Genomic DNA, 22,091 nt, shown 5'->3' on the forward strand with positions numbered 1-22,091 from the left:
CATTAAGACATTTTCAGACGGGGATTTAAACCCCGAGTGTAGCAAGATCCCGCAGGATAACCGAAGCTACGTTTAGATGCAGGGGTCTTAAACCCTTTAATTCCCGGTAAAATAATAAAAATGTTGAAAAGCAAGAATCTACTGGCAGCAGCTATTATCTGCTTGTGTTTGAGCAATACTAGTACTGCCTTTGGTAAAGATGTTGGCGTTGTTTTATCAAAAATTGATGACTCCGTACAGCCCGCAGTTCCTCAAAACAAAAATGCAGTTGCTAACTTCGAGCAAGGAACCAATCTCTACAAACAAGGAGATTTAAAAGGAGCAGAGGCAGCTTTTAGGAAAGCAATTGAACTAGAACCGAACTTTGCCCAAGCTTATATTGCGTTGGCAAATACTCTCGACGATCAAGGCAAACCACAAGAAGCGATCGCTATTTACAAAAAAGCCATTAGCCTCAATCCTAAAGACTCTGGAGCATACTTTAATTTGGGTTTGACTTTAGCAAGACTGAATCAGTTAGAAGCTGCGATCGCCCAATACAAAAGAGCCATCAGCCTTGAACCCAAGTATGCCGAAGCTCACTATAACTTAGGAAATGCTCTGTACGCTCAAGGCAAGCTAACAGAAGCAATCAGCGAATATACAGCAGCGATTCGCCTCAAGCCAGATTATGCACCGACTTACGCACGTTTGGGAAATGCTCTGTACGATCAAGGTAAGGTAGCAGAAGCAGTTACCCAGTACAAAAAATCCATTAGCTTTGATCCCAAGTATGCAGACGCTCACTATTACTTAGGAAACGCCTTATACGCTCAAGAAAAGCCAGCCGAAGCAGTCGCCGAATATACAGTAGCCATTCGTCTCGAACCAAAAAATCCAGCAGGTTATAATGCCTTGGGAAATGCTCTGTACGCTCAAGGCAAACTCGAAGAAGCGATCGCACAGTACAAAAAATCCATTAGCTTCGCTCCCAACTATGCAGACGCTCACTATAATTTAGCAAGTGCTTTTTACGCTCAAGGGAAGCTAGCAGAAGCAATCGCCGACTATACCGAAGCGATTCGCCTTGATCCCAAACATGCAAAAGCTTACACGGGTTTGGGAAATGCGATGGATGATCAAGGTAAACCACAAGAAGCGATCGCACATTACAAAAAAGCCATTAGCCTCGTACCAAATGATGCATTCACTTACTATAATTTGGGAATCACTTTGGGAAGACAACAACAGCCACAAGAAGCGATCGTTAATCTCAAAAAAGCCAGAGAGTTATTCCAAGCTGAGGAAAACAAAGAGATGGTTGAGCAAGTTGATCAGCTAATCCAAAAAATTAATCCGCGAACGAATTGAATAAAGGGCATGGGGCATGGGGCATGGGGCATTGGGCATTGGGGGAAGAACTATTGATTATTGACAAATGACAAATGACAAATGATCATGACTCAAGAAAGGGGCAAAGTCTACCTCGTAGGTGCTGGGCCTGGAGATGTGGCATACCTGACGGTAAAAGCTTACAATCTCTTAGCTGCTGCTCAGGTTTTAGTCTACGATGCCCTCGTAGATGCTCAATTATTGCAGTGCGTACCGCCTGATTGCCTAAAGTTGGATGTCGGCAAACGCGGTGGTAAACCCAGTACAACCCAAGCTGAGATTAACAAGTTACTGGTAAAGCATTGCCAGCAAGGAAAACAAGTTGTCCGGCTCAAATCAGGCGATCCGTTGATTTTTGGGCGTTGTACTTCCGAAATTGAGGCTTTGAAAGCATCTGGTTGTGATTTTGAACTAGTACCAGGAATTTCTTCAGCCCTTGCAGCACCTTTATTAGCAGGAATTCCCCTCACAGATCCGGTGTTGAGTCGCGCTTTTGCAGTGCTTACAGCTCATGAACCAGAGGTTTTAGACTGGGAGGCACTCTCACGGTTAGACACACTGGTAATTTTGATGGGAGGGCAACATCTGCCAGAAATTGTAGATCAACTGGTGCAACACGGGCGATCGCACTTAACACCCATTGCCATCATCCGTTGGGCAGGAACTCCCGATCAACAAATTTGGACAGCGCAACTGGGCAATATTCTGGAACAAACCAGCAAATTATCCCTTTCTCCAGCAGTAATTGTTATTGGCGAAGTTGTTGGGCTACGCAAGTACTTACAACCTGAGAATATATATTTAGACGAAATTATCAGGCAGGAGCCTGGAGAAAGGTATTCCCAGGCGGAACCTGGGAACGAGAGTACTTCCACACCCCAACTTATGTTAAGTAACTTCCCCCCATCTCCCTCATCCCCCTCATCTCCTCTTCCTCTGACTGGCAAAACAATCCTAGTGACCCGTTCAGTGGGACAGTCGAGCCAATTTAGCGATCGCCTCATCGCATCAGGTGCAACAGTCATCGAAATGCCTACCTTAGAAATCGGCCCGCCCTCTAGTTGGGAAGCTTTGGATAATGCGATCGCTCATTTATCTAACTTCGACTGGTTAATTTTCACTTCTACCAATGGCATAGACTACTTTTTTGAAAGGCTAATCGCCCAAGGTAAAGATACCCGTGCTTTAGCAGGCGTCAAAATTGCCGTTGTTGGCGAGAAAACAGCCCATAGTCTCAAACAACACTCTCTCCAAGCAGATTTTATTCCCCCCAACTTTGTTGCCGATTCTTTAGTGGAAAATTTCCCAGATCAACTGGATGGTAAAAAGGTTTTATTTCCCAGAGTTGAAAGCGGCGGAAGAGAAGTTTTGGTTAAGGAATTAACTGCCAAGGGAGCAAAGGTGATAGAAGTTGCCGCATATCAATCTTGTTGTCCTAGTGGTATTCCACCTGTGGCAGAGTTAGCTCTCCAAAACCGCAAGGTAGATGTGATTACCTTTGCCAGTTCTAAAACCGTACAATTTTTCTGTCAACTTACTAACAACATATTTCCCAGCAACTCTGATGCTAGCCAATTCTTAGAAGGAGTTTGTATTGCCTCTATCGGCCCTCAAACCTCCAAAACTTGTCATGTTTTATTCGGACGTGTGGATATAGAAGCTGAAGAATATACTTTAGATGGTTTAACCCAAGCATTGATAACATGGGCGACAAATTCTTAGATGAGGGAGTAGGGGGGAAATAACCAATGCCCCATGCCCCATGCCCAATGCCCAATACCCCATGCCCAATGACTAAACGGATAATCGGCTTAACCGGAGGTATTGCCACAGGCAAAACCACTGTCACCAATTATTTAGCTAGCGCTTATAATCTGCCGATTTTGGATGCAGATATTTATGCTAGAGAGGCAGTATCTTTAGGTTCGCCTATTCTTGGTGCGATCGCTCAACGTTACGGTGAACAAATTTTACTACCAGATGGCAGTCTCAACCGCCAAAAGCTAGGCGAAATTATCTTTAATCGTCAAGATGAACGCAACTGGATAGACAATTTGATTCATCCTGATGTGCGCGATCGCTTCCTCAAAGCAATTGCCCAGTCCTCCTCACAAACACTGGTGTTAGTAGTGCCTTTATTATTTGAAGCTGGGATGACTGATTTGGTTACAGAAATCTGGGTAGTGCGTTGTTCCCAAGAGCAACAACTCCAAAGATTGATCCAACGAAACCATTTAAATAGAGAACAAGCACAAGCTAGGATCAACAGCCAATTATCTATCGAAGAAAAAGTGGCTCATGCAGATGTCGTTTTAGATAACTCCTCCACCTTAGAAATACTACTGATGCATGTAGATGTAGCTCTAAAAAGCACAAGTAGGGACTAGATTCTATTTATATTAAAAAATATACGTAGACGACATTCTCAAAACATAAAATGTTTAAAAATTAATCTTATCTATAGGAATCCGGTTTGATTTATGAAAAAAATTAGGTATTGTAGGGTGTGTTAGACGGAACGTCGTAACGCACCAAATCCTTATAAATAGTGCCGTCCTCTCGGCGGTAACACACCCTACGTGTCTTTTCAAAAATCAAATAGGAACCCTATAGTTAACCAAAAAATACTCATATTTGACCCAATCTTGTCCAATAATTCGGTGATTCTACAGTTGAAGTTGCTGTTAAGATTACTGTAGATTTAAGTGAAGAGGGAAAAATAACTGTTATCATTTCTGGTCTTGTATGAGATACTCAAGATTGAAATAAATAAAGTAACCAATCCTCTTAGCAACAGGGAATTTTTCCCTGATATATATAGCATAATTAATGACATCAATGGTTTATTTCACGGATGATACAATAGAGGATGAATGAAACATTAATATCTCAGAATTAAGTCTTAAAACAACTGAATTCTGAATTCTTAGTTCTATTTTTAAATTGTTTTTAAGTGCCTTCTCTTCAATCAGAACAGGTATGAATTTAAGTTTTAGTTTTTTAAATAAATTAGCTCTGGTTAGCTCTCCAGCTAATGAATTAAAACAGAAGAATAAAATACACGATTACAGCCAAGAAGTTTGTGGAAGCGACTACGTATTTGAGCGCCTCAATGAAGGAATGATTGGGTATATGACTGGAGTAGGGAAAGGCATCAAACCCCGCGATCGCATTATTTTACGAGAAGGTTGTGAATCTTATCAATATCAAGTTGAAGAAATTGATTACTACTCAGATCCATCTGATATGTGGATAGCTTTACTCAAGCAAGTACTGGTTGACTAAATATTAAAGTCAACCAGTTGCTTCAATTTCATTTTGATTTATTGCGATGCCTGCGGCAAGCCGCTAAAAGCGTCTAAACATAAGCTGAAACGTTTATTTATCAACATATTGGACTTTTTCAATTTCACCAGAATTAGTCACAATAGAAAAAGTTTCACGCCCCATACCAGAACTTTTACCCCATAAATTGGGCTACTTCCCTTAATTGGATAAAGTCGAACTAAGCTGTCGAAGAAACTCAATATTCAAATCTAGCTTTTCTCCTAACCATAGGGAATGAACCGCGTGGTCTGCTACAGCATCGCCTGTTTCAGGGTGGACGAGAATATCCAATCCTTCACGATTGAGCATTAACCAAGGAACGACTTTATCAAACTGATTCGGTAAGAAAGCAACTTGATACATCGCTTTTGGGTGGGGCCCGATGGGCTTGTCAAACCAACGTCCGAGTTGCACGTCAAACCTAGCGCTCAATCCTTCACGTACACGCGCAGCTACATCGCGACTCGCGGTATCGAAGTAAACATGAGCATGAAAACCAGTGATCTCGATAGTATCTTCTTTCATAGATCCACTTTTCGCTCTCAACTCTAATTTTGGGTAGCGGACTTTTTCTTTCTCACTGAAAAAGCGATGTCTACGATGGGCTACGCCTACGCTCAATTTTAGCCCAATACCGTGCAGTTAAGGATGGGTTGTGAAGATTGACTCTACAGAGGTCATCGATTCAGGTAAATAGGTAGGCGAGAATAAACCAAATTCAGAATTTGGTTCGCTAAGATTTATGCAATGTTAGTAGTTAGTTAACCCTGAAAGTTGCTTGTAGTTTTTTTTATAACTTCATCTGTTAGAGGAGTAAGTGAAAGATGCACAACATGCACTGAACAAGGAGCATGGTGAAGAACGTAGTTACTCACACTACCGAGAAATAGTTCCATCAGCCCAGAACGACCCCGACGCCCCATGACAATTAAGTCAGCGCCATAACTACGGGCTAAGTCACAAATAATGCGACCAGGATTACCAATATTTTGTGTAAATTCGGTAGTGACATCTGCTGTGTTAGCTTGGGCACAGAAAGATTGCAACATCTGGATTCCTTGATTTTTAAAGGTATCCCACTGGGTTTGGTATAACTCGAAGCTTTGACTGCTCAATCCCGGATAGTAGTCTAAATTAGACAGCATAGGGCCGTAAGGACTACCCTCTTCTTCGGGAGATAGGACATGCAGTAGCATTAAGCTAGCTTGTGTTAACTTTGCTAAACCCAACGCTTCCTCAAAAACCTGTTGCCCTATTTCTGAGCGATCTAATGCAACTAGAATCTTTTTAAACATCATATAGACCTCCGATTTTATTAGTAATTGGTCTTTACGGTTTCGGGTTTCCAGATGTTGGATTGTCAAAAATGACCAAACCCTCAACTATGTTTAGCAACTTTTGAATTTTAAATTTCTTAAAGGTTTTCGCCCGATATTTATATATATATAGCAAAACAATTTGAGGAACTTGGGAATAAAGCAAAGATTTATCTTTGATTATCAGGGAGCATCCCGCTTTGGAAGAAATATCTTTGGGCCCTCACCCTAAATTCCTTTCATTAAAACCTATTTTGGGTTTATCCCATATTAGGTTTTAGAATTTAACTGAGTTCAGCAATATGTACTAACTCTCATCGAGATCGAATAAACCATCGCCAGAAAAAAGGCAAGCTAAAGTGCCGAAATCAGTTTTCAGCGAAGAGTACAATCGGTTTCGCCAGCTACTTATGGAGGCCCGCAAAGCTGCCAAGCTCACTCAAGCAGAGTTGTCGGCAAAGCTAGAGCTTCCGCAATCCTATGTATCAAAGTATGAACGTGGAGAGCGTCGGCTTGACTTGATTGAATTTTTACAAGTTGCCCAAGTCCTGGAAATAGATCCGCTTGCTTTTATCGAAGAACTGCTGAAATATCAAATAGGAGACGTAACAATCATTATTCAATATCTTGACTTTAACGCAGCAGATACAATTATTAATACTCAATAGCAGAACGAATGGCATGAGATTAGTACTATTCTCACTAGAATGCCTTTAAAAACTCATCTAATTCTTCTATAGTGAGTGAAGGATAGTAAATATCAGGTTCTATTTTATAGACTGACAAAAAAAAGGCGATCGCTTCATTAAATTGCTTGATTGCTGCTTCTTGATTTATCCCTTGTCCTACCAGTCAATTTTCTAAGCATAAAGCAACCCAATAACCCGCACTCTTTCGTAAAACTGTTGTGTAGAAGTCCATAAATGTTTTTTAGTAAGAGAATAGCTGAAGCAACAGTTAATTTTGGCAATTATTCATGATCCAAAACTAGCTACTTCTACAGGACGTTCAACAGCTAATTTTTTACGGTTAGTTTTGATTTGTTCAATTTTGTGAAGAGTTTCAGCAGTTAAATAGCTTTCGCTGCAATGAGTACAGGTTATCACTGGAATGTTTTCTATTACTAGCAGGTCTTTACCCTTACTGTAAGTTCTAGTAATTTGACGTATTTTGACACCTTCACTTCTACAAATATCACACAGCATTTGCCCCTTTCTTAGTATTATGACCTAGAATTTTAATATTACAGTATGTGCTTCAAGGAAAAATTCTGTAGATGTCTTTGCGGTGAGCAACTCGTTGGCAGATTAATGTTTTTGTTGCTTGATCAAGAGTAATACCAATACGATAATCACCAACTCGAATCTTATATTTATCACTATTGCCTTTCAGTTTTTCCAGATATCCTAATTCAAAGGGATTCTCTGATTCAAGTTCTTGAAACACGATAGGTTCTACGCGGCTTTGAATCTCAACTGGTAAAGCAGCAAGTTATTTCAATAATCTCTTAGTATATTCAACTTGCCACATTTTCATCCTTTAGTGATTGATAGGATTTTAATGCTTCATCTTTTGATAGTGGTTCTTCTTCCTCTACTTCCTCCATGAGTTTTGCTAAACCGTAATCCTCAAGAATTTCTTCAATTTTTTCAAATTCAGCGATAGGAATTTGTACGGCGATAGGTCGTTGATTTTCGTCAAGAACATAATTTTTGTGGAGTTCAAGCATTTTAATAACTCCTAGTGTAAAAATCCATTGGTGTTCGCCTGTTAAAATTTTGGTGTCAGGTAATTAGATTTTAACAGTTTATCGCAATCGCATTGACCTCTCCCCCAGCCCCTCTCCGAGGCGGAGAGGGGAGCCAGATTTCTCCCCCTTCCCTTGCAGGGAAGGGGGCTGGGGGGTTAGGTCTGTGTGCAAAGTGAGAGGGTGCGATCGCAGTTTACTACCTTCACTTATCCCAAACAAGGACATCAGATAATTTTTAGTATAAATTAAATACATAACTCTTATCTAATTTTTGAGCAACATCTCAGACAAAAGCTTTAGAAAGCTGGCTTTTCAGCATCACTATTTTCTCAAAAATGAAATCCGATTTCTACATATTATTACTTATTTTACTATCATGAACAAGAACGTAGCATTACGTAAAACCGATCAAGGCTGGAAATTTATTGATGAGTCTGAATTAGAAACTTTTGTTTGGGATAATTTAAAAGAAATATTTCAACTAAAGCCCTTAACGCGCCAATTGTCTATAAAAGGAGAAATTTGTGACATCCTAGCAATAGGAGAAAATAATCAACTAGCTATTATTGAACTCAAAAATACAGAAGATAGATATGTGATTAATCAACTTACACGCTATTATGACAACTTATTAGAAGAACAACCTTTGAAAACTAATATTAACTATGATGAACAAATTCGGCTGTTAGCCATCTGTCCTAGTTTTCATCGCCATAATCTAATTGATGAAAAACACAGGAGATTAAATTTTAATTTATTTACTTTTTTCATTCTGTATGAAAATGATGAATTTTATTTTCATTTATCTCATATTCATAACAAATCAGAAACAAAAATTATAAAAATTAATTATCAAGAAGTTAATCTCCAAAATCAAGAAAATGATAATATTCCTGAGCCACCAAGATTATTATTAGATTTGTTAGGTTCTTTAACAAACACAGAAATAGAAAATTTAAGGAAAATTAGACATCAGATATTAAGTTTTGATCATAGATTAGAAGAACTAATAGTGAATAAAAGTATCATATATGCAAGCAAATATGGTAAGGATAAGATGAGGCAATGTATGGAGTTTTGTTTTGATAGAAAATCGAAGAAGATACTATTATTTCTATGGCTAATTATTCCCAATCGCCAAAATAAAACTATTGCCAGAATGCAAATTGATACAACAGAAGAATATCTCACATATTGGCGATATGCTCCTGTTAAAGAAGGAAGTATATTTTGGGAGAAATTCTTTAATCACATTTATTATATGGTTCCAGGAAATAAAGACAGTTTTTTCAAAGAGGAAGTATTTGTTGATGATATCAAATTTCTAGTTGATAATGCCTTGCAAATATGGCTAGAAAGAATAACTTAAAATAAGTTTAGCTGTAGGTTGGGTTGAACGTAGTGAAACCCAAAATTATTTACCTTAACAAACTTTCAAACTCTCAATATCCTCATCAGTAAAACCAAATTGCCTAAAAATACGTAAAACATAACCAGGAGACATTTCTCTTGCACCCATATCTATAGGAACTACTCTCCTTTTACCATCAACTTCACGAGTATATAAACAATGGTCGCCTTTTCCTTCTCTATGAAATCTTCAACCTGCTTGTTCTAAAAGCTTAATTAACTCCTTTGGTTTCAGGGAAGGTATATTTTTAGGCATAAACCTTCCTTAATTCATATATCTCTAAATCTTGCTCTTTTTCTTCAAAAGATAAAAATTCATGTAATTCATCTATTGAAAGGGTAGATTTATAAATATTACTTTCAGACTCATAAACCACTTCAAAAGATTCAATTGCTTCTTTCAGTTTATTAATTGCATCCTCTTGAATATTTCCCTGCCCGATAATGCCGTTTTCTAAACATAAAGCAACCCAATAGCCAGAACTTTTTCTGAGTACAACGGTATAAAAATTCATTCATTCCTCCAACTTAATAACTATTGTTTAAGGCTTCTTCTAATGTAAAAGGAGATTCTTGAGGAAAGAAATTTAATTTAATCCCTGTTTCATCAGATGCTTTGAGACGAGCTTTTTGATAACAATCTTTAAATACTTCTGCAAGTAGAGGTTGCAAACTGGGACTATCTTCTAATAATGTTTCAATACAGATACGTTGTTCAGAAATGGTACTGCGCCAACTTTCACTACGTTTTTCTGGTTGATATTGCCATTTCAGCAAGTGCATTAATAGCACAATTAATCTATTTTTTAACTCGCGTTTTTCACTTCTCCCCATGCTTTCAATTTCTTCAATTAGATTAGGTATATCTATTTCATTAAAATTATTTTGTTTTAACTGCTGGACAATTGTTTGTGTCCACAAGTAAAAGTCTTGTTCATAGAGATTTTGTTCATTTATAAAAGATGGACTAGTCATTAATATTCCTCTGGGAAACGCTAAAAATTAGGTGGGCATAACACCATTGGTGTCAACTTAAGCGCAAACCCCTTTAAAACCTCGTTTCCAGCCTCTGGCTGGAAATGCTCTTCAATTGCGGCTCTGCCGCTAGTCTTGAGGTGGCAGCCCCCCTATAGGCATTCCCAGTCTTCGACTGGTAACGAGGGAATCTATCAAAGCTTCGTCTAGACTGGTTTTTACGTTAAGTTGACACCAATGGCATAACACCCACCTAATTAAACTATACTAACAACGCCTCTTCCTCTTTAGAAATCACGCGCCCTTCATCCTCAAAACCGAGGATTTGATCAAAGTTCAAATACCGATACAAATCATCTGCAAAAGGCTCAATTCTACTCGCCACAATATCCAAATATTCCTGCACTGTCGGAAGCCGTCCTAGCAGCGCACAAACTGCGGCTAATTCGGCTGAACCAAGATACACTCGCGCATCTTTACCCATGCGATTATTGAAGTTGCGCGTTGAGGTAGAAAACACTGTTGTCCCATCAGCAACTCGCGCCTGATTACCCATACACAAACTGCATCCTGGTATTTCTGTTCGCGCACCCGCAGCCCCAAAAATGCTATATACACCTTCTTCTTTTAATTGGTGTTCATCCATGCGGGTTGGTGGTGAAATCCACAGCCGAGTTTTAACTTCACCTGCGCCTTCCAAAACTTTCGCTGTTGCCCGATAATGACCAATATTCGTCATACATGAACCGACGAATACTTCTTGTACTGGATCATTAGCAACTTCCGATAATAACTTAACATTATCGGGGTCATTGGGAGCAGCTACAATTGGTTCTTTGATTTCGTTCAAATCAATTTCAATTATTTCGGCATACTCGGCATCAGCATCGCCTTCTAATAACACAGGGTTTGCTAACCATTCTTCCATCTTTGCCACACGGCGTAGCATGGTACGCGGATCATGATAGCCTCGTGCTATCATATTTTTCAGCAGCGCGACATTAGAACGCAGATATTCAGAAATTGTCTCTACACTCAGCTTAATTGTACATCCGGCACAAGAACGCTCGGCACTAGCATCAGTGAGTTCAAAGGCTTGTTCAACTTTTAAATCTGGCAAACCTTCTATTTCCAGAATTCGCCCAGAGAAAACATTTTTCTTATTCTGCTTCTCTGCTGTCAGCAAACCTTTTTGAATTGCCACGTAGGGAATGGCATTTACGACATCCCGCAGGGTGACACCTGGTTGCAATTCACCTTTAAATCTTACCAAAACTGACTCTGGCATATCTAAAGGCATGACACCCAAAGCTGCTGCAAACGCCACTAATCCCGAACCGGCGGGGAAGGAAATACCCAAGGGGAAGCGGGTGTGAGAGTCGCCGCCAGTTCCCACGGTGTCGGGTAGCAGCATCCGGTTTAACCAAGAGTGGATGATACCATCACCGGGGCGTAAGGCAACACCGCCACGAGAGGCAAAGAAATCGGGGAGTTCGTGATGGGTTTTGATGTCTACTGGTTTGGGATAAGCAGCTGTGTGGCAGAAACTTTGGATCACTAAGTCTGCACTGAAACCAAGACAGGCGAGTTCTGTCAATTCGTCGCGCGTCATGGGGCCTGTGGTATCCTGGGAACCAACGGTTGTAATGATGGGTTCGCAGGATGTGTTGGGACGCACACCCGGTAATCCACAAGCTTTACCTACCATTTTCTGTGCTAGGGTGTAGCCTTTGCCTGTATCAAAGCCTTGCTGGGGACGGGTAAAGACTGTGCTGGGTTCTAAACCAAGTGCAAGACGAGTTTTGTCGGTGAGGGTACGTCCAATAAGTAGGGGGATGCGTCCACCTGCGCGGACTTCATCGAGAATAGTATCAGGTTTGAGGTCAAAGGTGGAAATGACTTCCCCTGTTTCGTTGGTGATTTCGCCTTTGTAGGGATGGATGGTAATTACCATACCAGTTTCTAGTTTGGTGACATCGCACTGAATAGGCAAAGCACCGGCATCTTCAGCTGTGTTAAAGAAGATTGGCGCGATCGCACCACCTAAAACATAACCCCCAGCGCGTTTGTTTGGCACAAAAGGTATATCATTTCCCATGTGCCACAATACGGAGTTAATGGCAGATTTACGCGAGGAACCTGTACCAACTACATCTCCTACGTAAGCTACAGGATGCCCTTTTTTCTTCAACTCGGCAATGGTTTTCAAGCTTCCCGGTTGCCGTGACTCTAACATCACTAAGGCGTGTAAGGGAATATCTGGGCGAGTTGTGGCGCTTTGGGCGGGGGATAAATCGTCGGTGTTGGTTTCGCCAGGGACTTTAAAAACGGTGACAGTAATCGCTTCTCTTACTGTGGGACGAATGGTAAACCACTCAGCTTCCGCCCAAGAGTCAATCACCCGCTTGGCGAAAGGATTGGTTTTCGATAACTCTAAAACATCGTGGTAAGCGTCGTACACCAAGAGGATTTTGCTTAAGGCGTTAGCGGCGTAGGCGGCGATGGGTTCCTTTCCTTGTCCACCCATCACTAAAGGTGTTTCAGATGAGTCGGAGACGGATACAGTAGGGAATTGCAGCAAATCGATTAAAGATTGCACGTTGTAACCACCTACCATCGTCCCCAGCAATTGCACCGCTTCTATGCGCGAAACCAAAGGACTGGTGATTTCCTTTTTGGCAATGGCGGTGAGAAATCCAGCTTTGACATAAGCTGCTGGATCAACACCAGGAGAAACGCGATCGCTCAATAAATGTAATAATATCTCCTCTTGACCCTTTGGCGGATTTTTCAGTAATTCGCACAGTTCAGATGTTTGTTTTGCATCTAATGGTAAGGGGGGAATTCCCAGTGCCCCTCTATCGGCAACGTCTTTACGATATGATTCCAGCATTCTTAACTCCACTCCAAATATTTAGCCAAACATTGTTTTAAGTGTGTATCATCACTTCTCTACTTTCAGGAGCATTCAACCTCACAAGTCTTTACAAATAGAATTAACAGCAAGTAAGTCTCCTTACTTTAATTTATTTGTCTAGCAAAGACTTATAATTATCACTGTATAGCTATTTTCCCCGATCAAGCTCTTTGAAAATAATTCTCTTTTCCTCTTTGTTAACTTGGTACTATGTCTATTTATCAGATAAGATAATCTATTTGTCCTCTGTGTCACGCTTCTTTTGTATATGTCCAAAACTTACACCGTAGAAATTCATCACCAAGGCGCAATTCATACTTTGCAAGTTCCTGAAGATAAAACTATCTTATCAGTTGCCGATGCTGCTGGCTTGGAACTGCCGAGTTCTTGTAATGCAGGTGTTTGCACAACTTGTGCCGGTCAATTAAGCGAGGGAACTGTAAATCAAACTGATGGCATGGGCGTTAGTCCAGATTTGCAAAAGCAAGGTTACGTATTGCTTTGTGTTGCCAAACCCCTTTCTGATTTGAAAGTTCAGACGGAAAAAGAAGATGTAGTTTATCAGTTACAATTTGGCAAAGGCTAATAATCAGTAAACAGTTATCAGTATACTAGTTGATTATTGATAACTGTTCACTTAGATTACCAAAACTGATAAATAACATAAGTATTTCCTAGCAACTGATATCAGCTATTCTAGAAACTACAAATAAACAGGGTTTCCCAATATGACCACTCATTTTATTACCGCAGAAATTGATTTACAAGAAACTCCCGCAGAATTACTACAAGTAATTGAAACAGAGTTGAACAAACAAGGGGAACCCCTTCGTTGGGCAATTACCTCTGTGGACGTTGACGAACAAAAAGCTACAGTTGAAGCCGTGGTGACTACACCGAAGAGTTAGGAGTTAAGAGAGACGCGATTAATCGCCTCTGTACAGGAGTTAGGAGTTAGTATTTGATGGCTTCTGATTCATAAATCCATAACTCATAACTGGGCACTCATAACTAGAAGATGAATCGTCCATACACCGCTATCTTAATTGTACCAACTGGCGTTGGGGCTGCCATTGGGGGTTATGCCGGAGATGCTTTGCCTGTTGCCAAAGTTATAGCACAGGTTTGCGATCGCCTAATTACTCACCCCAATGTCCTGAATGGCGCAAGTTTGTATTGGAATCTCCCTAACGCTTTCTATGTTGAAGGTTATGGACTTGACAAATTCGCCTCTGGATGCTGGGGTTTGCGTCCAGTTCGCACCAACAAAGTAGGTTTGCTTTTAGACCAAGCTATTGAGCCAGAGTTGCGACTACGACATATACAAGCAGCCGATGCAGCCAGAGCAACTCTGGGATTGACTTTAACAGATTATGTAATTACTGATGCACCATTAAATGTAGAATTACGGACTACACTATCAGGAGCTAGTTGGGGAACAATTGGCAACCCAGATAGTTTGTTACGCGCAGCTGAGATATTAATTAAAAAAGCGGGGGCAGAAGCGATCGCAGTTGTTGCTCGTTTCCCCGATGATATAGATGAAGAAGCAGTACAAAAATACCGCCACGGTGAAGGCGTCGATCCTTTAGCGGGTGCAGAAGCCGTAATTAGCCATTTGCTAGTGCGAACCTTTCAAATTCCTTGCGCCCATTCTCCCGCCCTTTTGAGCGAACCTCCACAACCTGATTTATCTCCCCGTTCCGCCGCCGAAGAATTGGGCTATACCTTTTTGCCCTGCGTCCTTGTAGGATTAAGTCGTGCCCCACAATTTATAATAGAGAAAGGAGCGATTGCATCAGAGAAAGAAGATATTTGGGCAGATGAAGTGGATGCTGCGATCGCACCTGCAACTGCTTGTGGTAGCAGTGCCTTACTGAGTTTAAGCCAAAGACGATGCCAAATAATTACAGTAGAAGAAAATAAAACCCTGATAAAAGTTCCTCCCCAACCGTTGGGAATCAAAGCTATACAGGTAAACTCATATTTAGAAGCAGTGGGTGTATTGGTAGCACACAAAGCAGGCATCAATCCCTCCGCTCTCCGTCCCAAATTATTGTCTTTGGAGTCATTAGTCATTAGTCATTAGTTGTTTTTCCACAATGCCCCATGCCCCATGTCCAATGCCCCACTCTTTAAAAAACCCGTGGTTGAACAACACAAGCAAGAGCCAGAAATTCCATACCTGACACGCATCCAAGTACTTGGGGCGATGGGAGCGACTGCAATCATTTTGTTGATAGTCGCCAAAGTTTCGTTGCACTTTGGCAACTTTTCCCTATTTTCTTGGGACTTGAACCAAAGAGAGTTGCTGTTGGGTGTAGGGTTAGGATTCGTTATCACTGCGTTAAGTGGCTTAACTTATCGCCTTTGGACTGGCTATCGTAAAAGTGCAGATTATTACTTAGAAGTGGTACTGAAACCCTTAGCTTTACCAGACTTAATTTGGCTGGGGTTACTACCAGGGTTGAGTGAAGAATTATTATTTAGAGGTGTGATGCTGTCAGCTTTAGGCTCTGATGTTACAGCTGTAATTGTATCCAGTCTTTGCTTTGGCATCTTGCATCTTAGCGGTTCCCAACAATGGCCTTATGTGATTTGGGCAACAATTGTCGGGATGATATTGGCATATAGTGCTTTGCTCACGGGCAACTTATTAGTGCCGATTGTCGCTCACATTATTACCAATTGGATTTCTAGCTATTTCTGGAAAATGTCGCAATTGTCGGCAATTAAAAAATAAATTTTCTCCTAGTTTCTCTGAAGCGTTTATCGCGATCGCTCGTACTTTGCGGTAAGCCGCTACACGTCTATCTATGCACTACACTCTTTCACTTCCATTCCTCTCTTCTAAAAGGCTACGGTGTACACACAAGTCGAAAAAAGCTCGATTTCTCATTGTTCTCTCGTTTATCTCGTTCCCAAGCTCCGCATGGGAATGGCTGATTAGGGGCTGCTGCCTCTAGTCAGACATTGAGTCAGAGGCTCAATGAATGCATTCCCAGTCGCAGACTGGGAACGAGTCAACACTCTTTCACTTCCATTCTTCTCTTCTAAAAGGAGAGAGGCTTTAGGCTTACTCCCTAACCCTTGTGGCGTTGGGACTAGAGATTAGTCTGTATTGAACTCAACATGAGAAAGGCTATATGTTGATTACAGCTTGAGCATTGATAAATACAGAAGAAGTTGTGTTAACTATAGCTTGAGCATTGATAAATACAGAAGAAGTTGTATTAACCACAGAAGAAGCTGTGTTAAATACAGCTTCAGCATCTATAAGCACTGGTTAAGTTGTATTAACTACAGCTTCAACTTTACTTATAAAATCATGAGTATTTATAATTACTGCTTAAGTTGTATTAACTACAGCTTCCACTTTACTTATAATATTAAGAAAGTTTGTAACTACAGCTTCAACATTAATAAAAATTGCTTAATTTGTATTGAATACAACTTCAATTTTACTTATATTGAATCGCGGCGGGCTACGCTTACGCAGTTACAGAGATTTTTAGTCAAGTAGACTAGAATACGTTTACTTCGTGCCGCTACGCGAAGCTAAGGAAGGTAAGTAGTAAACTTGTCTTCTGTCAAGAGGCTTAAAGGCTTATTTTTGCATTATTCTTTCCCTTTCTTACAGGGGAGGCTAACTGTGAAAAGTCTGTACAACTCTTGTTGAAAAAGAAAAATTGTTTGGCTGTCTTGTCAGAAAACCGCAACACCTGATGAGAAAATAAGACATTCAAACAAAGCGATCGCCATTTGATTGTTAACAAGCCTCTTAATCAGACCCAATTTTTTTGAGGTCAAAGGCAACAAAAGCGTTATCGGACATGACGTAGAAGCTTAGTGTCTCAAAAGACTCCTTAAAACCAAACATTGTTCAATAAGTTTTGTGTAAAAATTGATTGTGAGGTTATTTACTTGATTCTCAATTGCAGCAATCCAGGTTTCATTTATGAGTCAGTCTTTTTCTCAAACCCAAGCAAGGCAAAATCGTCAACAAAGGCTGTGGCATCAAAAATGGAGTTTAAAGACTAAAGCAATAGTTTGGGCACTAAGCATCAGTGTCCTTCCTGTGGTTGCAATTGGAACAGCTACTTACTACTATGGGATTAATTTAATTACCAAACAAATTCCGAAAGTCAAACAAGAGAGTGGGAATTCAACAGAAACTGAACTTGCTCTACACAGACAACTGTCACTCTTGTTAACTGCTATGGGGGGAACAGCAATTTTGGCAGGTGCTAAAATCCACGACCCCTGTTTCACTCAAGGCTATGTAGAAAAGTACCAGTCTGGTCGCGTTGTTGCAATAAACAACATTCATGAGTCCGGTTTGTCTGATTGTCACATTAACCTGCTTGAATCCTTTGCTGTGAAAGCAAATTTAGTAGCACCCATTATCAAAGATGAGCAGCTATTTGGCTTGTTAATTGCACATCAGTGTTCTGAACCCCGTAATTGGCAACAGTCTGAGATTGATTTATTTTCCCAGATAGCCATGCAAGTAGGATTTACTCTCGATCATGCTAGGCTTCTGCAAGCGTATGAAGCTGCTGAAGCTAACTCTAATTAATAGTAGGGGCGCACAGCTAGCTGTGCATTGGTATCAACTTAAGCGCAAACCCTCTTACAATCTCGTTTCCAGCCTCTGGCTGGAAATGCAAGTCAAAAGCGGCTCTGCCGCAAGTTAAGAGGCGGAGCCTCATATTAGGCATTCCCAGTCGGAGACTGGGAACGAGAGAACAATAAACTATGTATTTTTACGTTAGGCTTACTGTAGCTTTTGACGAAGAAGCTGCCAGAGCGATCGCTAATGGTAAAATTCGATGTTCCTGAATTTGAATCCGGGCGTGGAGTGTTTCTGCTGTATCATCCGGCAATACTGGCACTGCGGCTTGTATCAATATTGGGCCACTGTCCATTTCTAAACAAGTTATATGCGCTGTACAACCAGTGATTTTTACCCCAGATGCCAAAGCTTGTTCTACGGCATGGATTCCCTTGAAACTAGGTAACAAACTAGGATGGATATTAATAATCCTCTCAGGAAAGGCATCAATGAAAACTGATGTTAACAATCTCATCCAACCTGCCAAAATCACCCATTCTACATCGTAGTGCCGCAATGTCTGCACAATTTTCTGATCCAACTCTTCTCGACTTTTATAGTTGCGGTGATTCAATAAAACAGCTTCTACACCTCTATTGGCTGCTCTTACGGCTGCTTTAGCCGAGGGGTTATTGTAAATTAAAACTTGAATTTGGGCATTTAGCTGTCCATCTTGGATAGCTTGGGCAACTACATCAAAATTGCTGCCATTCCCAGAAGCCATAATTCCCAGTTTTAAAGGGGCGACTTGTCGGCAATCGCTAATGCTGGGAGAAACCAAGCTAAGGGTAGAATCAGGGCGGAGGGTCATAACAGCTAAGAGGAAAAATTATAGATGCCAAAAATATATAGTAAGTCGTGGTTGGATAATGATACAGTAGCTGCCTGGATTTTTCTCACCCCAGCATTAATTTTGCTGAGTGTTTTTATCATTTGGCCGATCGCCTATTTGTTCTACCTCAGCTTCACCGCTGGTAGTTTCACCTTAAAAGGTACTTATTGGATAGGCTTAAAAAACTATTGGCGCTTGCTACTCAATCCCGACTTCTGGCAAGTTCTGGGTAACACCTTTTATTTTACTGTTGCCACCATCATTCCTAGTTTAGTTATCTCCTTGGGATTGGCAGTATTATTAAACCGCTCCATTCCCTTGCGGGGCATTCTGCGAAGTGCCTATTTTCTACCTTCAATTATCTCACTTGTGGCAGCCGGTTTGGGATTTCGCTGGCTGTTTCAAACATCAGGGCCAGTTAACGGACTGTTAGATTTTTTTGGCATTCCAGCCATACCCTGGCTAGGAGACACATTTTGGGCAATGCCGGTACTTATTTTAATGAGTATTTGGAAACAACTGGGTTTCAATATGGTGGTTTTTTTAGCAGGGTTGCAAGCAATTCCTCCCAGTCGTTATGAAGCAGCAGATTTGGATGGAGCAAATGCTTGGCAACAATTTTGGTATATTACTCTGCCAGGATTGCGCCCGACTGTGATATTTGCAATCATCACTACCGCGATTTTTACATTGCGGAGTTTTGAGCAAGTTTATGTGATGACGGGCGGTGGCCCACTGAATTCGACTAATTTGCTAGTTTACTACATTTACCAAGAGGCTTTTGGTCAGTTTGATTTTGGTTATGCAGCAGCAGCAGCGACGGTGTTACTAGCTGTGACGCTGGTACTAGTTTATTTGCAACTGCAAACTTGGGGAGAGGAGTAGGGGAGGAATTTTGAAAGTTGCTAAATCATCGCGCAAATATGCAATGCCAAAAAATGTAGTGCATTCAATTAGAAACAGCTAGAGTTTCTACTTCTTATATAGGCTGCGATATTCCCAAGGATTAATAAATTTAGCATCACTCCAAACGCCAAGCCGTTGCTCCTTCGCCTCAGCTTCGGCTTGTTGAACTAAGTTTTTACTAGGACACTTATTTAAATAGGGACGATACACTTTTGCCAATCCTTCTTGCAACAATACCTGTTGCACAAAAGTGCCGTTTTTTAAACGAACTTCGGCAATTTGGCGTCCATAGCGATCGCGATCAGTGATATTCAAAGTGACGCGATCGCCTCCTTGTTGCACCAGTTGTTGCACCCGTTCTTGGGCTTTCACACCCCAACTAAATTGATTGCGATCGCTAGTGCGTTTACTCTGCTTTTCTTTGTTAGTGTGAGCTATTTCTGGTGCGTCTACACAAGCAAAGCGCACCGTAATATTTTTGCCATCAGCATCTTTAACTACTATAGTATCCCCATCACTGACTCGCTGAACCGCGTCTCCAGAAGTACCAACAAAGCGTAGACGCGAAGCGGCTTGTCGCACGACATCGCAGCCGATCAAACCCAAAAAGATGATAGTTGCACAAAGCCAAAATCGCACTGGTTTAGTTAATTTCTCCATCCTAAATGACAAACGATTGTATATCAAGTTTTTCATATTCTATAGTCTGTTTATTACTCATTCGCTACTCAAAAGCTAATATTCTATCTTCTGTTCATAGGCATTGAATAGTAAATCTTGCTACTAAAATACTGCTAAGTCTAAAGAGCGATCGTCTAGTTTTAAAAACTTTAATATAAATTAATGCTTACGAATAACTACTTAATTCCTAAGTGATTAGTTCTGGTTTAGCCTTTGTAGAAGGTTAAATCGGTATATTTTTTATTAAGTTTTGCGTAATACTACTGTAACTCCCTTCTGGCAAGGCTCGGTTAAAGCTAAAGAATACCACTTTTACATAAAACTGGAACATTTACATATTTTTTAATTCCTCATACAACGGGTTTATCTCTTCAACAAAATCCTTTGCATGACTCAACCAATAATTACTGATCTATTTGGTGCTAACTCTACTTTTACTGGTTCACCAAAAATCTTAGAAATTCCTCTTAGTTCCTTGCCATCTCTTACGGGAGCAAATCCTACAGCCCTAGAGATTTACGCAGCGATTGTTTCCAATGCTCATGCCTGGCTCAATGCGAATACAGACACTTCTGTACTGGGCACAAGTGATCTAACTATTTCCTCGCCGATCACTCGCAACGGCATTGCAAAAACTCAATTTCAATATTCAGAACGGTTTTACGGGTTGTATTCCGCCCCAACCTTCGATCCAAACTCTATTTAATTATTAATTAATGACACGCACCTTAATAGCTTCTTCCGGGGATTTCCATACTTCCAATTGTGGTTTTTCTGGTGTCGTTCCTGCTGGTGAAGAATACTATGTAGTTAGGGACGATTCTGTATGGGGCGCTCAAGGGGAATTTTTAGTTGCAGGTGCAGGGCAAACTTCGACGGTTTCGCAATGCCATAATGCAGGGGTGGCGATTGGTTATTGTAATGGGCAAGCCTTCCATTACATGAGGATATATAAATTTGCCGATAGTCCACCCGATGACGTAAAGACTTATGATTGTTTAAATGGTGATTGTATTGTTAAAACTCAATACAATACGCCTGGAATTTACGGCTCTCTAGCTAATTGTCAAGCAGTTTGTGCCAACGGTGGCGCATGTGGTGCTGGGAAACAATGTATAGATCCGACAACATTCTGCCCAGATGGCAAGGTTTGCATTGAGCAAGATGAATTTTCTTCAATTGAAGCTTTAATCTCTAAAATTGGTAGTGAGGTTTGTTGAATGTCTGGGTCTGGTCAATCACTCATATCCTCACTTTCAAATATTAGTAATTGTGCTGGTCATCAGTGTGATTGCTGTCAGCAGTTGCAAAGTCAGATTGATGAATTAAGAAATTTAATTAATAATTCAAATAATGGGAATCTTCAGGGCGAGATTGACGCTTTAAAACATCAGTTAGCTGATGTTTATCGGCAATTAGCCCAAGACGAAATTCAAATTGGCGCACTAGAATCCGAACTCCACGATTTAGAAGCAAAGCTAATTGCTTTTGGGGCAGGAATTGCGGCATTAGTTGCGATCGTTTGTGCCCCATTGATTGCCGCAGCGCTTGAGGGCGTGTTTGCAGCGATCGCGGCAGCAGCAGCTGAAGCAGCAGCAGCTTTGGGCTTTGCTACATCTCTGGAGGCTGTGATTATATCTGTTGAAGGCACAGCCGGAACTGCCTTAGCATTAGCAGGTACAGCCGAAGGCACAGCCGGAACTGCCTTAGCATTAGCAGGTACAGCCGAAGGCACAGCCGGAACTGCCTTAGCAACAGCAGGTACAGCATTGGAACTAGGCACTGTAGCCCAGGGAGAGGCCCTCGCTGCACAAGGGACAGCAAGTTCAGCATTGGAACTAGGCACTGTAGCCCAGGGAGAGGCCCTCGCTGCACAAGGGACAGCAAGTTCAGCACTGGAACTAGGCACTGTAGCCCAGGGAGAGGCCCTCGCTGCACAAGGGACAGCAAGTTCAGCATTGGAACTAGGCACTGTAGCCCAGGGAGAGGCC

Annotated in this window: 26 protein-coding genes; 15 read left to right on the forward strand and 11 right to left on the reverse strand. The window is 41.1% G+C overall.

The features are described 5' to 3' along the window. Positions 1 to 120 precede the first annotated feature (120 nt). The 4 genes from V7K30_RS25530 to V7K30_RS25545 all read left to right on the forward strand — a co-directional run bounded on the left by V7K30_RS25530 (position 121) and on the right by V7K30_RS25545 (position 4,656). Positions 121 to 1,350, forward strand: a complete 1,230-nt coding sequence (locus tag V7K30_RS25530; RefSeq protein ID WP_335004059.1) for a tetratricopeptide repeat protein — start codon at positions 121 to 123, stop codon at positions 1,348 to 1,350. An 87-nt stretch (positions 1,351 to 1,437) separates the two neighbouring features. Then, a complete protein-coding gene (cobA, locus tag V7K30_RS25535; RefSeq protein ID WP_335004120.1) occupies positions 1,438 to 3,093 on the forward strand; it encodes a uroporphyrinogen-III C-methyltransferase in 1,656 nt (551 codons plus the stop codon). A 68-nt stretch (positions 3,094 to 3,161) separates the two neighbouring features. Next, on the forward strand, positions 3,162 to 3,758 hold the full coding sequence (gene coaE / locus V7K30_RS25540; RefSeq protein ID WP_335004061.1) for a dephospho-CoA kinase: 597 nt from the start codon (positions 3,162 to 3,164) through the stop codon (positions 3,756 to 3,758). Between the two features lie 592 nt (positions 3,759 to 4,350). Further along, complete coding sequence (locus V7K30_RS25545; protein ID WP_335004063.1) at positions 4,351 to 4,656, forward strand: hypothetical protein; 306 nt, start codon at positions 4,351 to 4,353, stop codon at positions 4,654 to 4,656. Between the two features lie 201 nt (positions 4,657 to 4,857). Here V7K30_RS25545 and V7K30_RS25550 read toward each other — a convergent pair whose 3' ends face one another. After that, positions 4,858 to 5,223, reverse strand: a complete 366-nt coding sequence (locus tag V7K30_RS25550) for a DOPA 4,5-dioxygenase family protein (RefSeq protein WP_335004122.1) — start codon at positions 5,221 to 5,223, stop codon at positions 4,858 to 4,860. 236 nt (positions 5,224 to 5,459) lie between these two features. Beyond that, a complete protein-coding gene (locus tag V7K30_RS25555) occupies positions 5,460 to 5,993 on the reverse strand; it encodes a universal stress protein (RefSeq protein ID WP_335004124.1) in 534 nt (177 codons plus the stop codon). A gap of 380 nt (positions 5,994 to 6,373) precedes the next feature. On the opposite strand from V7K30_RS25555, the gene V7K30_RS25560 reads away from it, so the two are divergent. Then, positions 6,374 to 6,682: a helix-turn-helix domain-containing protein gene (locus tag V7K30_RS25560; RefSeq protein WP_335004065.1), complete on the forward strand. Its 309-nt coding sequence runs from the start codon at positions 6,374 to 6,376 to the stop codon at positions 6,680 to 6,682. A 306-nt stretch (positions 6,683 to 6,988) separates the two neighbouring features. Here V7K30_RS25560 and V7K30_RS25565 read toward each other — a convergent pair whose 3' ends face one another. From V7K30_RS25565 to V7K30_RS25575, 3 genes are all read right to left on the reverse strand, one after another. Then, positions 6,989 to 7,219 (reverse strand): type II toxin-antitoxin system MqsA family antitoxin, encoded by a 231-nt coding sequence (locus tag V7K30_RS25565; protein ID WP_335004067.1) that lies wholly within the window; start codon positions 7,217 to 7,219, stop codon positions 6,989 to 6,991. A gap of 52 nt (positions 7,220 to 7,271) precedes the next feature. Continuing rightward, entirely contained in the window at positions 7,272 to 7,460 is a 189-nt protein-coding gene (locus V7K30_RS25570) for a type II toxin-antitoxin system RelE family toxin (protein ID WP_335004069.1), read from the reverse strand. Positions 7,461 to 7,530: 70 nt separating this feature from the next. Next, positions 7,531 to 7,743 carry a hypothetical protein gene (locus tag V7K30_RS25575; RefSeq protein WP_335004071.1) on the reverse strand — a complete coding sequence of 71 codons (213 nt, stop codon included), beginning with the start codon at positions 7,741 to 7,743 and terminating at the stop codon, positions 7,531 to 7,533. Between the two features lie 397 nt (positions 7,744 to 8,140). Here V7K30_RS25575 and V7K30_RS25580 point away from each other — a divergent pair, with 397 nt between their 5' ends. Continuing rightward, positions 8,141 to 9,133 (forward strand): recombinase RecB, encoded by a 993-nt coding sequence (locus tag V7K30_RS25580; RefSeq protein ID WP_335004073.1) that lies wholly within the window; start codon positions 8,141 to 8,143, stop codon positions 9,131 to 9,133. Positions 9,134 to 9,422: 289 nt separating this feature from the next. Here the strand turns inward: V7K30_RS25580 and V7K30_RS25585 are convergent, their stop codons facing one another. The 3 genes from V7K30_RS25585 to acnB all read right to left on the reverse strand — a co-directional run bounded on the left by V7K30_RS25585 (position 9,423) and on the right by acnB (position 13,042). Beyond that, complete coding sequence (locus V7K30_RS25585) at positions 9,423 to 9,689, reverse strand: type II toxin-antitoxin system HicB family antitoxin (protein ID WP_335004075.1); 267 nt, start codon at positions 9,687 to 9,689, stop codon at positions 9,423 to 9,425. A 13-nt stretch (positions 9,690 to 9,702) separates the two neighbouring features. Further along, on the reverse strand, positions 9,703 to 10,149 hold the full coding sequence (locus tag V7K30_RS25590) for a DUF29 domain-containing protein (RefSeq protein ID WP_335004077.1): 447 nt from the start codon (positions 10,147 to 10,149) through the stop codon (positions 9,703 to 9,705). A gap of 262 nt (positions 10,150 to 10,411) precedes the next feature. Beyond that, positions 10,412 to 13,042 (reverse strand): bifunctional aconitate hydratase 2/2-methylisocitrate dehydratase, encoded by a 2,631-nt coding sequence (gene acnB / locus V7K30_RS25595; protein ID WP_335004079.1) that lies wholly within the window; start codon positions 13,040 to 13,042, stop codon positions 10,412 to 10,414. A 292-nt stretch (positions 13,043 to 13,334) separates the two neighbouring features. Between acnB and V7K30_RS25600 the strand changes: the two genes are divergently transcribed. The 4 genes from V7K30_RS25600 (at position 13,335) to V7K30_RS25615 (ending at position 15,809) form a co-directional block, all read left to right on the forward strand. After that, entirely contained in the window at positions 13,335 to 13,652 is a 318-nt protein-coding gene (locus V7K30_RS25600) for a 2Fe-2S iron-sulfur cluster-binding protein (protein WP_335004081.1), read from the forward strand. Positions 13,653 to 13,794: 142 nt separating this feature from the next. Continuing rightward, the gene (locus tag V7K30_RS25605) at positions 13,795 to 13,974 is read left to right on the forward strand and encodes a hypothetical protein (RefSeq protein ID WP_335004083.1); all 180 of its coding nucleotides are present in this window, start codon (positions 13,795 to 13,797) and stop codon (positions 13,972 to 13,974) included. Between the two features lie 110 nt (positions 13,975 to 14,084). Then, positions 14,085 to 15,155 (forward strand): DUF3326 domain-containing protein, encoded by a 1,071-nt coding sequence (locus V7K30_RS25610; protein ID WP_335004085.1) that lies wholly within the window; start codon positions 14,085 to 14,087, stop codon positions 15,153 to 15,155. 57 nt (positions 15,156 to 15,212) lie between these two features. Beyond that, on the forward strand, positions 15,213 to 15,809 hold the full coding sequence (locus tag V7K30_RS25615) for a CPBP family intramembrane glutamic endopeptidase (protein ID WP_335004126.1): 597 nt from the start codon (positions 15,213 to 15,215) through the stop codon (positions 15,807 to 15,809). A gap of 399 nt (positions 15,810 to 16,208) precedes the next feature. On the opposite strand, the gene V7K30_RS25620 is transcribed toward V7K30_RS25615, so the two are convergent. After that, positions 16,209 to 16,349, reverse strand: coding sequence for a hypothetical protein (locus tag V7K30_RS25620; protein WP_335004087.1), 141 nt, complete (start codon positions 16,347 to 16,349; stop codon positions 16,209 to 16,211). A 675-nt stretch (positions 16,350 to 17,024) separates the two neighbouring features. Between V7K30_RS25620 and V7K30_RS25625 the strand changes: the two genes are divergently transcribed. Then, positions 17,025 to 17,645, forward strand: coding sequence for a GAF domain-containing protein (locus tag V7K30_RS25625; protein WP_335004089.1), 621 nt, complete (start codon positions 17,025 to 17,027; stop codon positions 17,643 to 17,645). Between the two features lie 187 nt (positions 17,646 to 17,832). Here V7K30_RS25625 and purN read toward each other — a convergent pair whose 3' ends face one another. Next, complete coding sequence (gene purN / locus V7K30_RS25630; RefSeq protein ID WP_335004091.1) at positions 17,833 to 18,492, reverse strand: phosphoribosylglycinamide formyltransferase; 660 nt, start codon at positions 18,490 to 18,492, stop codon at positions 17,833 to 17,835. Positions 18,493 to 18,516: 24 nt separating this feature from the next. Here purN and V7K30_RS25635 point away from each other — a divergent pair, with 24 nt between their 5' ends. Beyond that, on the forward strand, positions 18,517 to 19,398 hold the full coding sequence (locus V7K30_RS25635) for a carbohydrate ABC transporter permease (protein WP_335004093.1): 882 nt from the start codon (positions 18,517 to 18,519) through the stop codon (positions 19,396 to 19,398). A gap of 87 nt (positions 19,399 to 19,485) precedes the next feature. On the opposite strand, the gene V7K30_RS25640 is transcribed toward V7K30_RS25635, so the two are convergent. Next, positions 19,486 to 20,079, reverse strand: a complete 594-nt coding sequence (locus tag V7K30_RS25640) for a thermonuclease family protein (RefSeq protein WP_335004128.1) — start codon at positions 20,077 to 20,079, stop codon at positions 19,486 to 19,488. 409 nt (positions 20,080 to 20,488) lie between these two features. On the opposite strand from V7K30_RS25640, the gene V7K30_RS25645 reads away from it, so the two are divergent. The 3 genes from V7K30_RS25645 to V7K30_RS25655 all read left to right on the forward strand — a co-directional run. Next, positions 20,489 to 20,806, forward strand: a complete 318-nt coding sequence (locus V7K30_RS25645; protein ID WP_335004094.1) for a hypothetical protein — start codon at positions 20,489 to 20,491, stop codon at positions 20,804 to 20,806. Positions 20,807 to 20,816: 10 nt separating this feature from the next. Continuing rightward, positions 20,817 to 21,320 (forward strand): hypothetical protein, encoded by a 504-nt coding sequence (locus V7K30_RS25650; protein WP_335004095.1) that lies wholly within the window; start codon positions 20,817 to 20,819, stop codon positions 21,318 to 21,320. Further along, positions 21,321 to 22,091 (forward strand): hypothetical protein (locus V7K30_RS25655; RefSeq protein ID WP_335004097.1); only part of this gene is annotated, 771 nt, incomplete at its 3' end.

Origin of the sequence: Nostoc sp., assembly GCF_036917655.1 — a bacterium.
Classification (GTDB): Bacteria; Cyanobacteriota; Cyanobacteriia; order Cyanobacteriales; family Nostocaceae; genus Nostoc.

Coding starts and splice junctions, on each gene's coding strand:
- V7K30_RS25530 (WP_335004059.1), top strand. CDS start 121: ATGTTGAAAAGCAAGAATCTACTGGCAGCAGCTATTATCTGCTTGTGT.
- cobA (WP_335004120.1), top strand. CDS start 1,438: ATGACTCAAGAAAGGGGCAAAGTCTACCTCGTAGGTGCTGGGCCTGGA.
- coaE (WP_335004061.1), top strand. CDS start 3,162: ATGACTAAACGGATAATCGGCTTAACCGGAGGTATTGCCACAGGCAAA.
- V7K30_RS25545 (WP_335004063.1), top strand. CDS start 4,351: ATGAATTTAAGTTTTAGTTTTTTAAATAAATTAGCTCTGGTTAGCTCT.
- V7K30_RS25550 (WP_335004122.1), bottom strand. CDS start 5,223: ATGAAAGAAGATACTATCGAGATCACTGGTTTTCATGCTCATGTTTAC.
- V7K30_RS25555 (WP_335004124.1), bottom strand. CDS start 5,993: ATGTTTAAAAAGATTCTAGTTGCATTAGATCGCTCAGAAATAGGGCAA.
- V7K30_RS25565 (WP_335004067.1), bottom strand. CDS start 7,219: ATGCTGTGTGATATTTGTAGAAGTGAAGGTGTCAAAATACGTCAAATT.
- V7K30_RS25575 (WP_335004071.1), bottom strand. CDS start 7,743: ATGCTTGAACTCCACAAAAATTATGTTCTTGACGAAAATCAACGACCT.
- V7K30_RS25580 (WP_335004073.1), top strand. CDS start 8,141: ATGAACAAGAACGTAGCATTACGTAAAACCGATCAAGGCTGGAAATTT.
- V7K30_RS25585 (WP_335004075.1), bottom strand. CDS start 9,689: ATGAATTTTTATACCGTTGTACTCAGAAAAAGTTCTGGCTATTGGGTT.
- V7K30_RS25590 (WP_335004077.1), bottom strand. CDS start 10,149: ATGACTAGTCCATCTTTTATAAATGAACAAAATCTCTATGAACAAGAC.
- acnB (WP_335004079.1), bottom strand. CDS start 13,042: ATGCTGGAATCATATCGTAAAGACGTTGCCGATAGAGGGGCACTGGGA.
- V7K30_RS25600 (WP_335004081.1), top strand. CDS start 13,335: ATGTCCAAAACTTACACCGTAGAAATTCATCACCAAGGCGCAATTCAT.
- V7K30_RS25605 (WP_335004083.1), top strand. CDS start 13,795: ATGACCACTCATTTTATTACCGCAGAAATTGATTTACAAGAAACTCCC.
- V7K30_RS25610 (WP_335004085.1), top strand. CDS start 14,085: ATGAATCGTCCATACACCGCTATCTTAATTGTACCAACTGGCGTTGGG.
- V7K30_RS25625 (WP_335004089.1), top strand. CDS start 17,025: ATGAGTCAGTCTTTTTCTCAAACCCAAGCAAGGCAAAATCGTCAACAA.
- purN (WP_335004091.1), bottom strand. CDS start 18,492: ATGACCCTCCGCCCTGATTCTACCCTTAGCTTGGTTTCTCCCAGCATT.
- V7K30_RS25635 (WP_335004093.1), top strand. CDS start 18,517: ATGCCAAAAATATATAGTAAGTCGTGGTTGGATAATGATACAGTAGCT.
- V7K30_RS25640 (WP_335004128.1), bottom strand. CDS start 20,079: ATGGAGAAATTAACTAAACCAGTGCGATTTTGGCTTTGTGCAACTATC.
- V7K30_RS25645 (WP_335004094.1), top strand. CDS start 20,489: ATGACTCAACCAATAATTACTGATCTATTTGGTGCTAACTCTACTTTT.
- V7K30_RS25650 (WP_335004095.1), top strand. CDS start 20,817: ATGACACGCACCTTAATAGCTTCTTCCGGGGATTTCCATACTTCCAAT.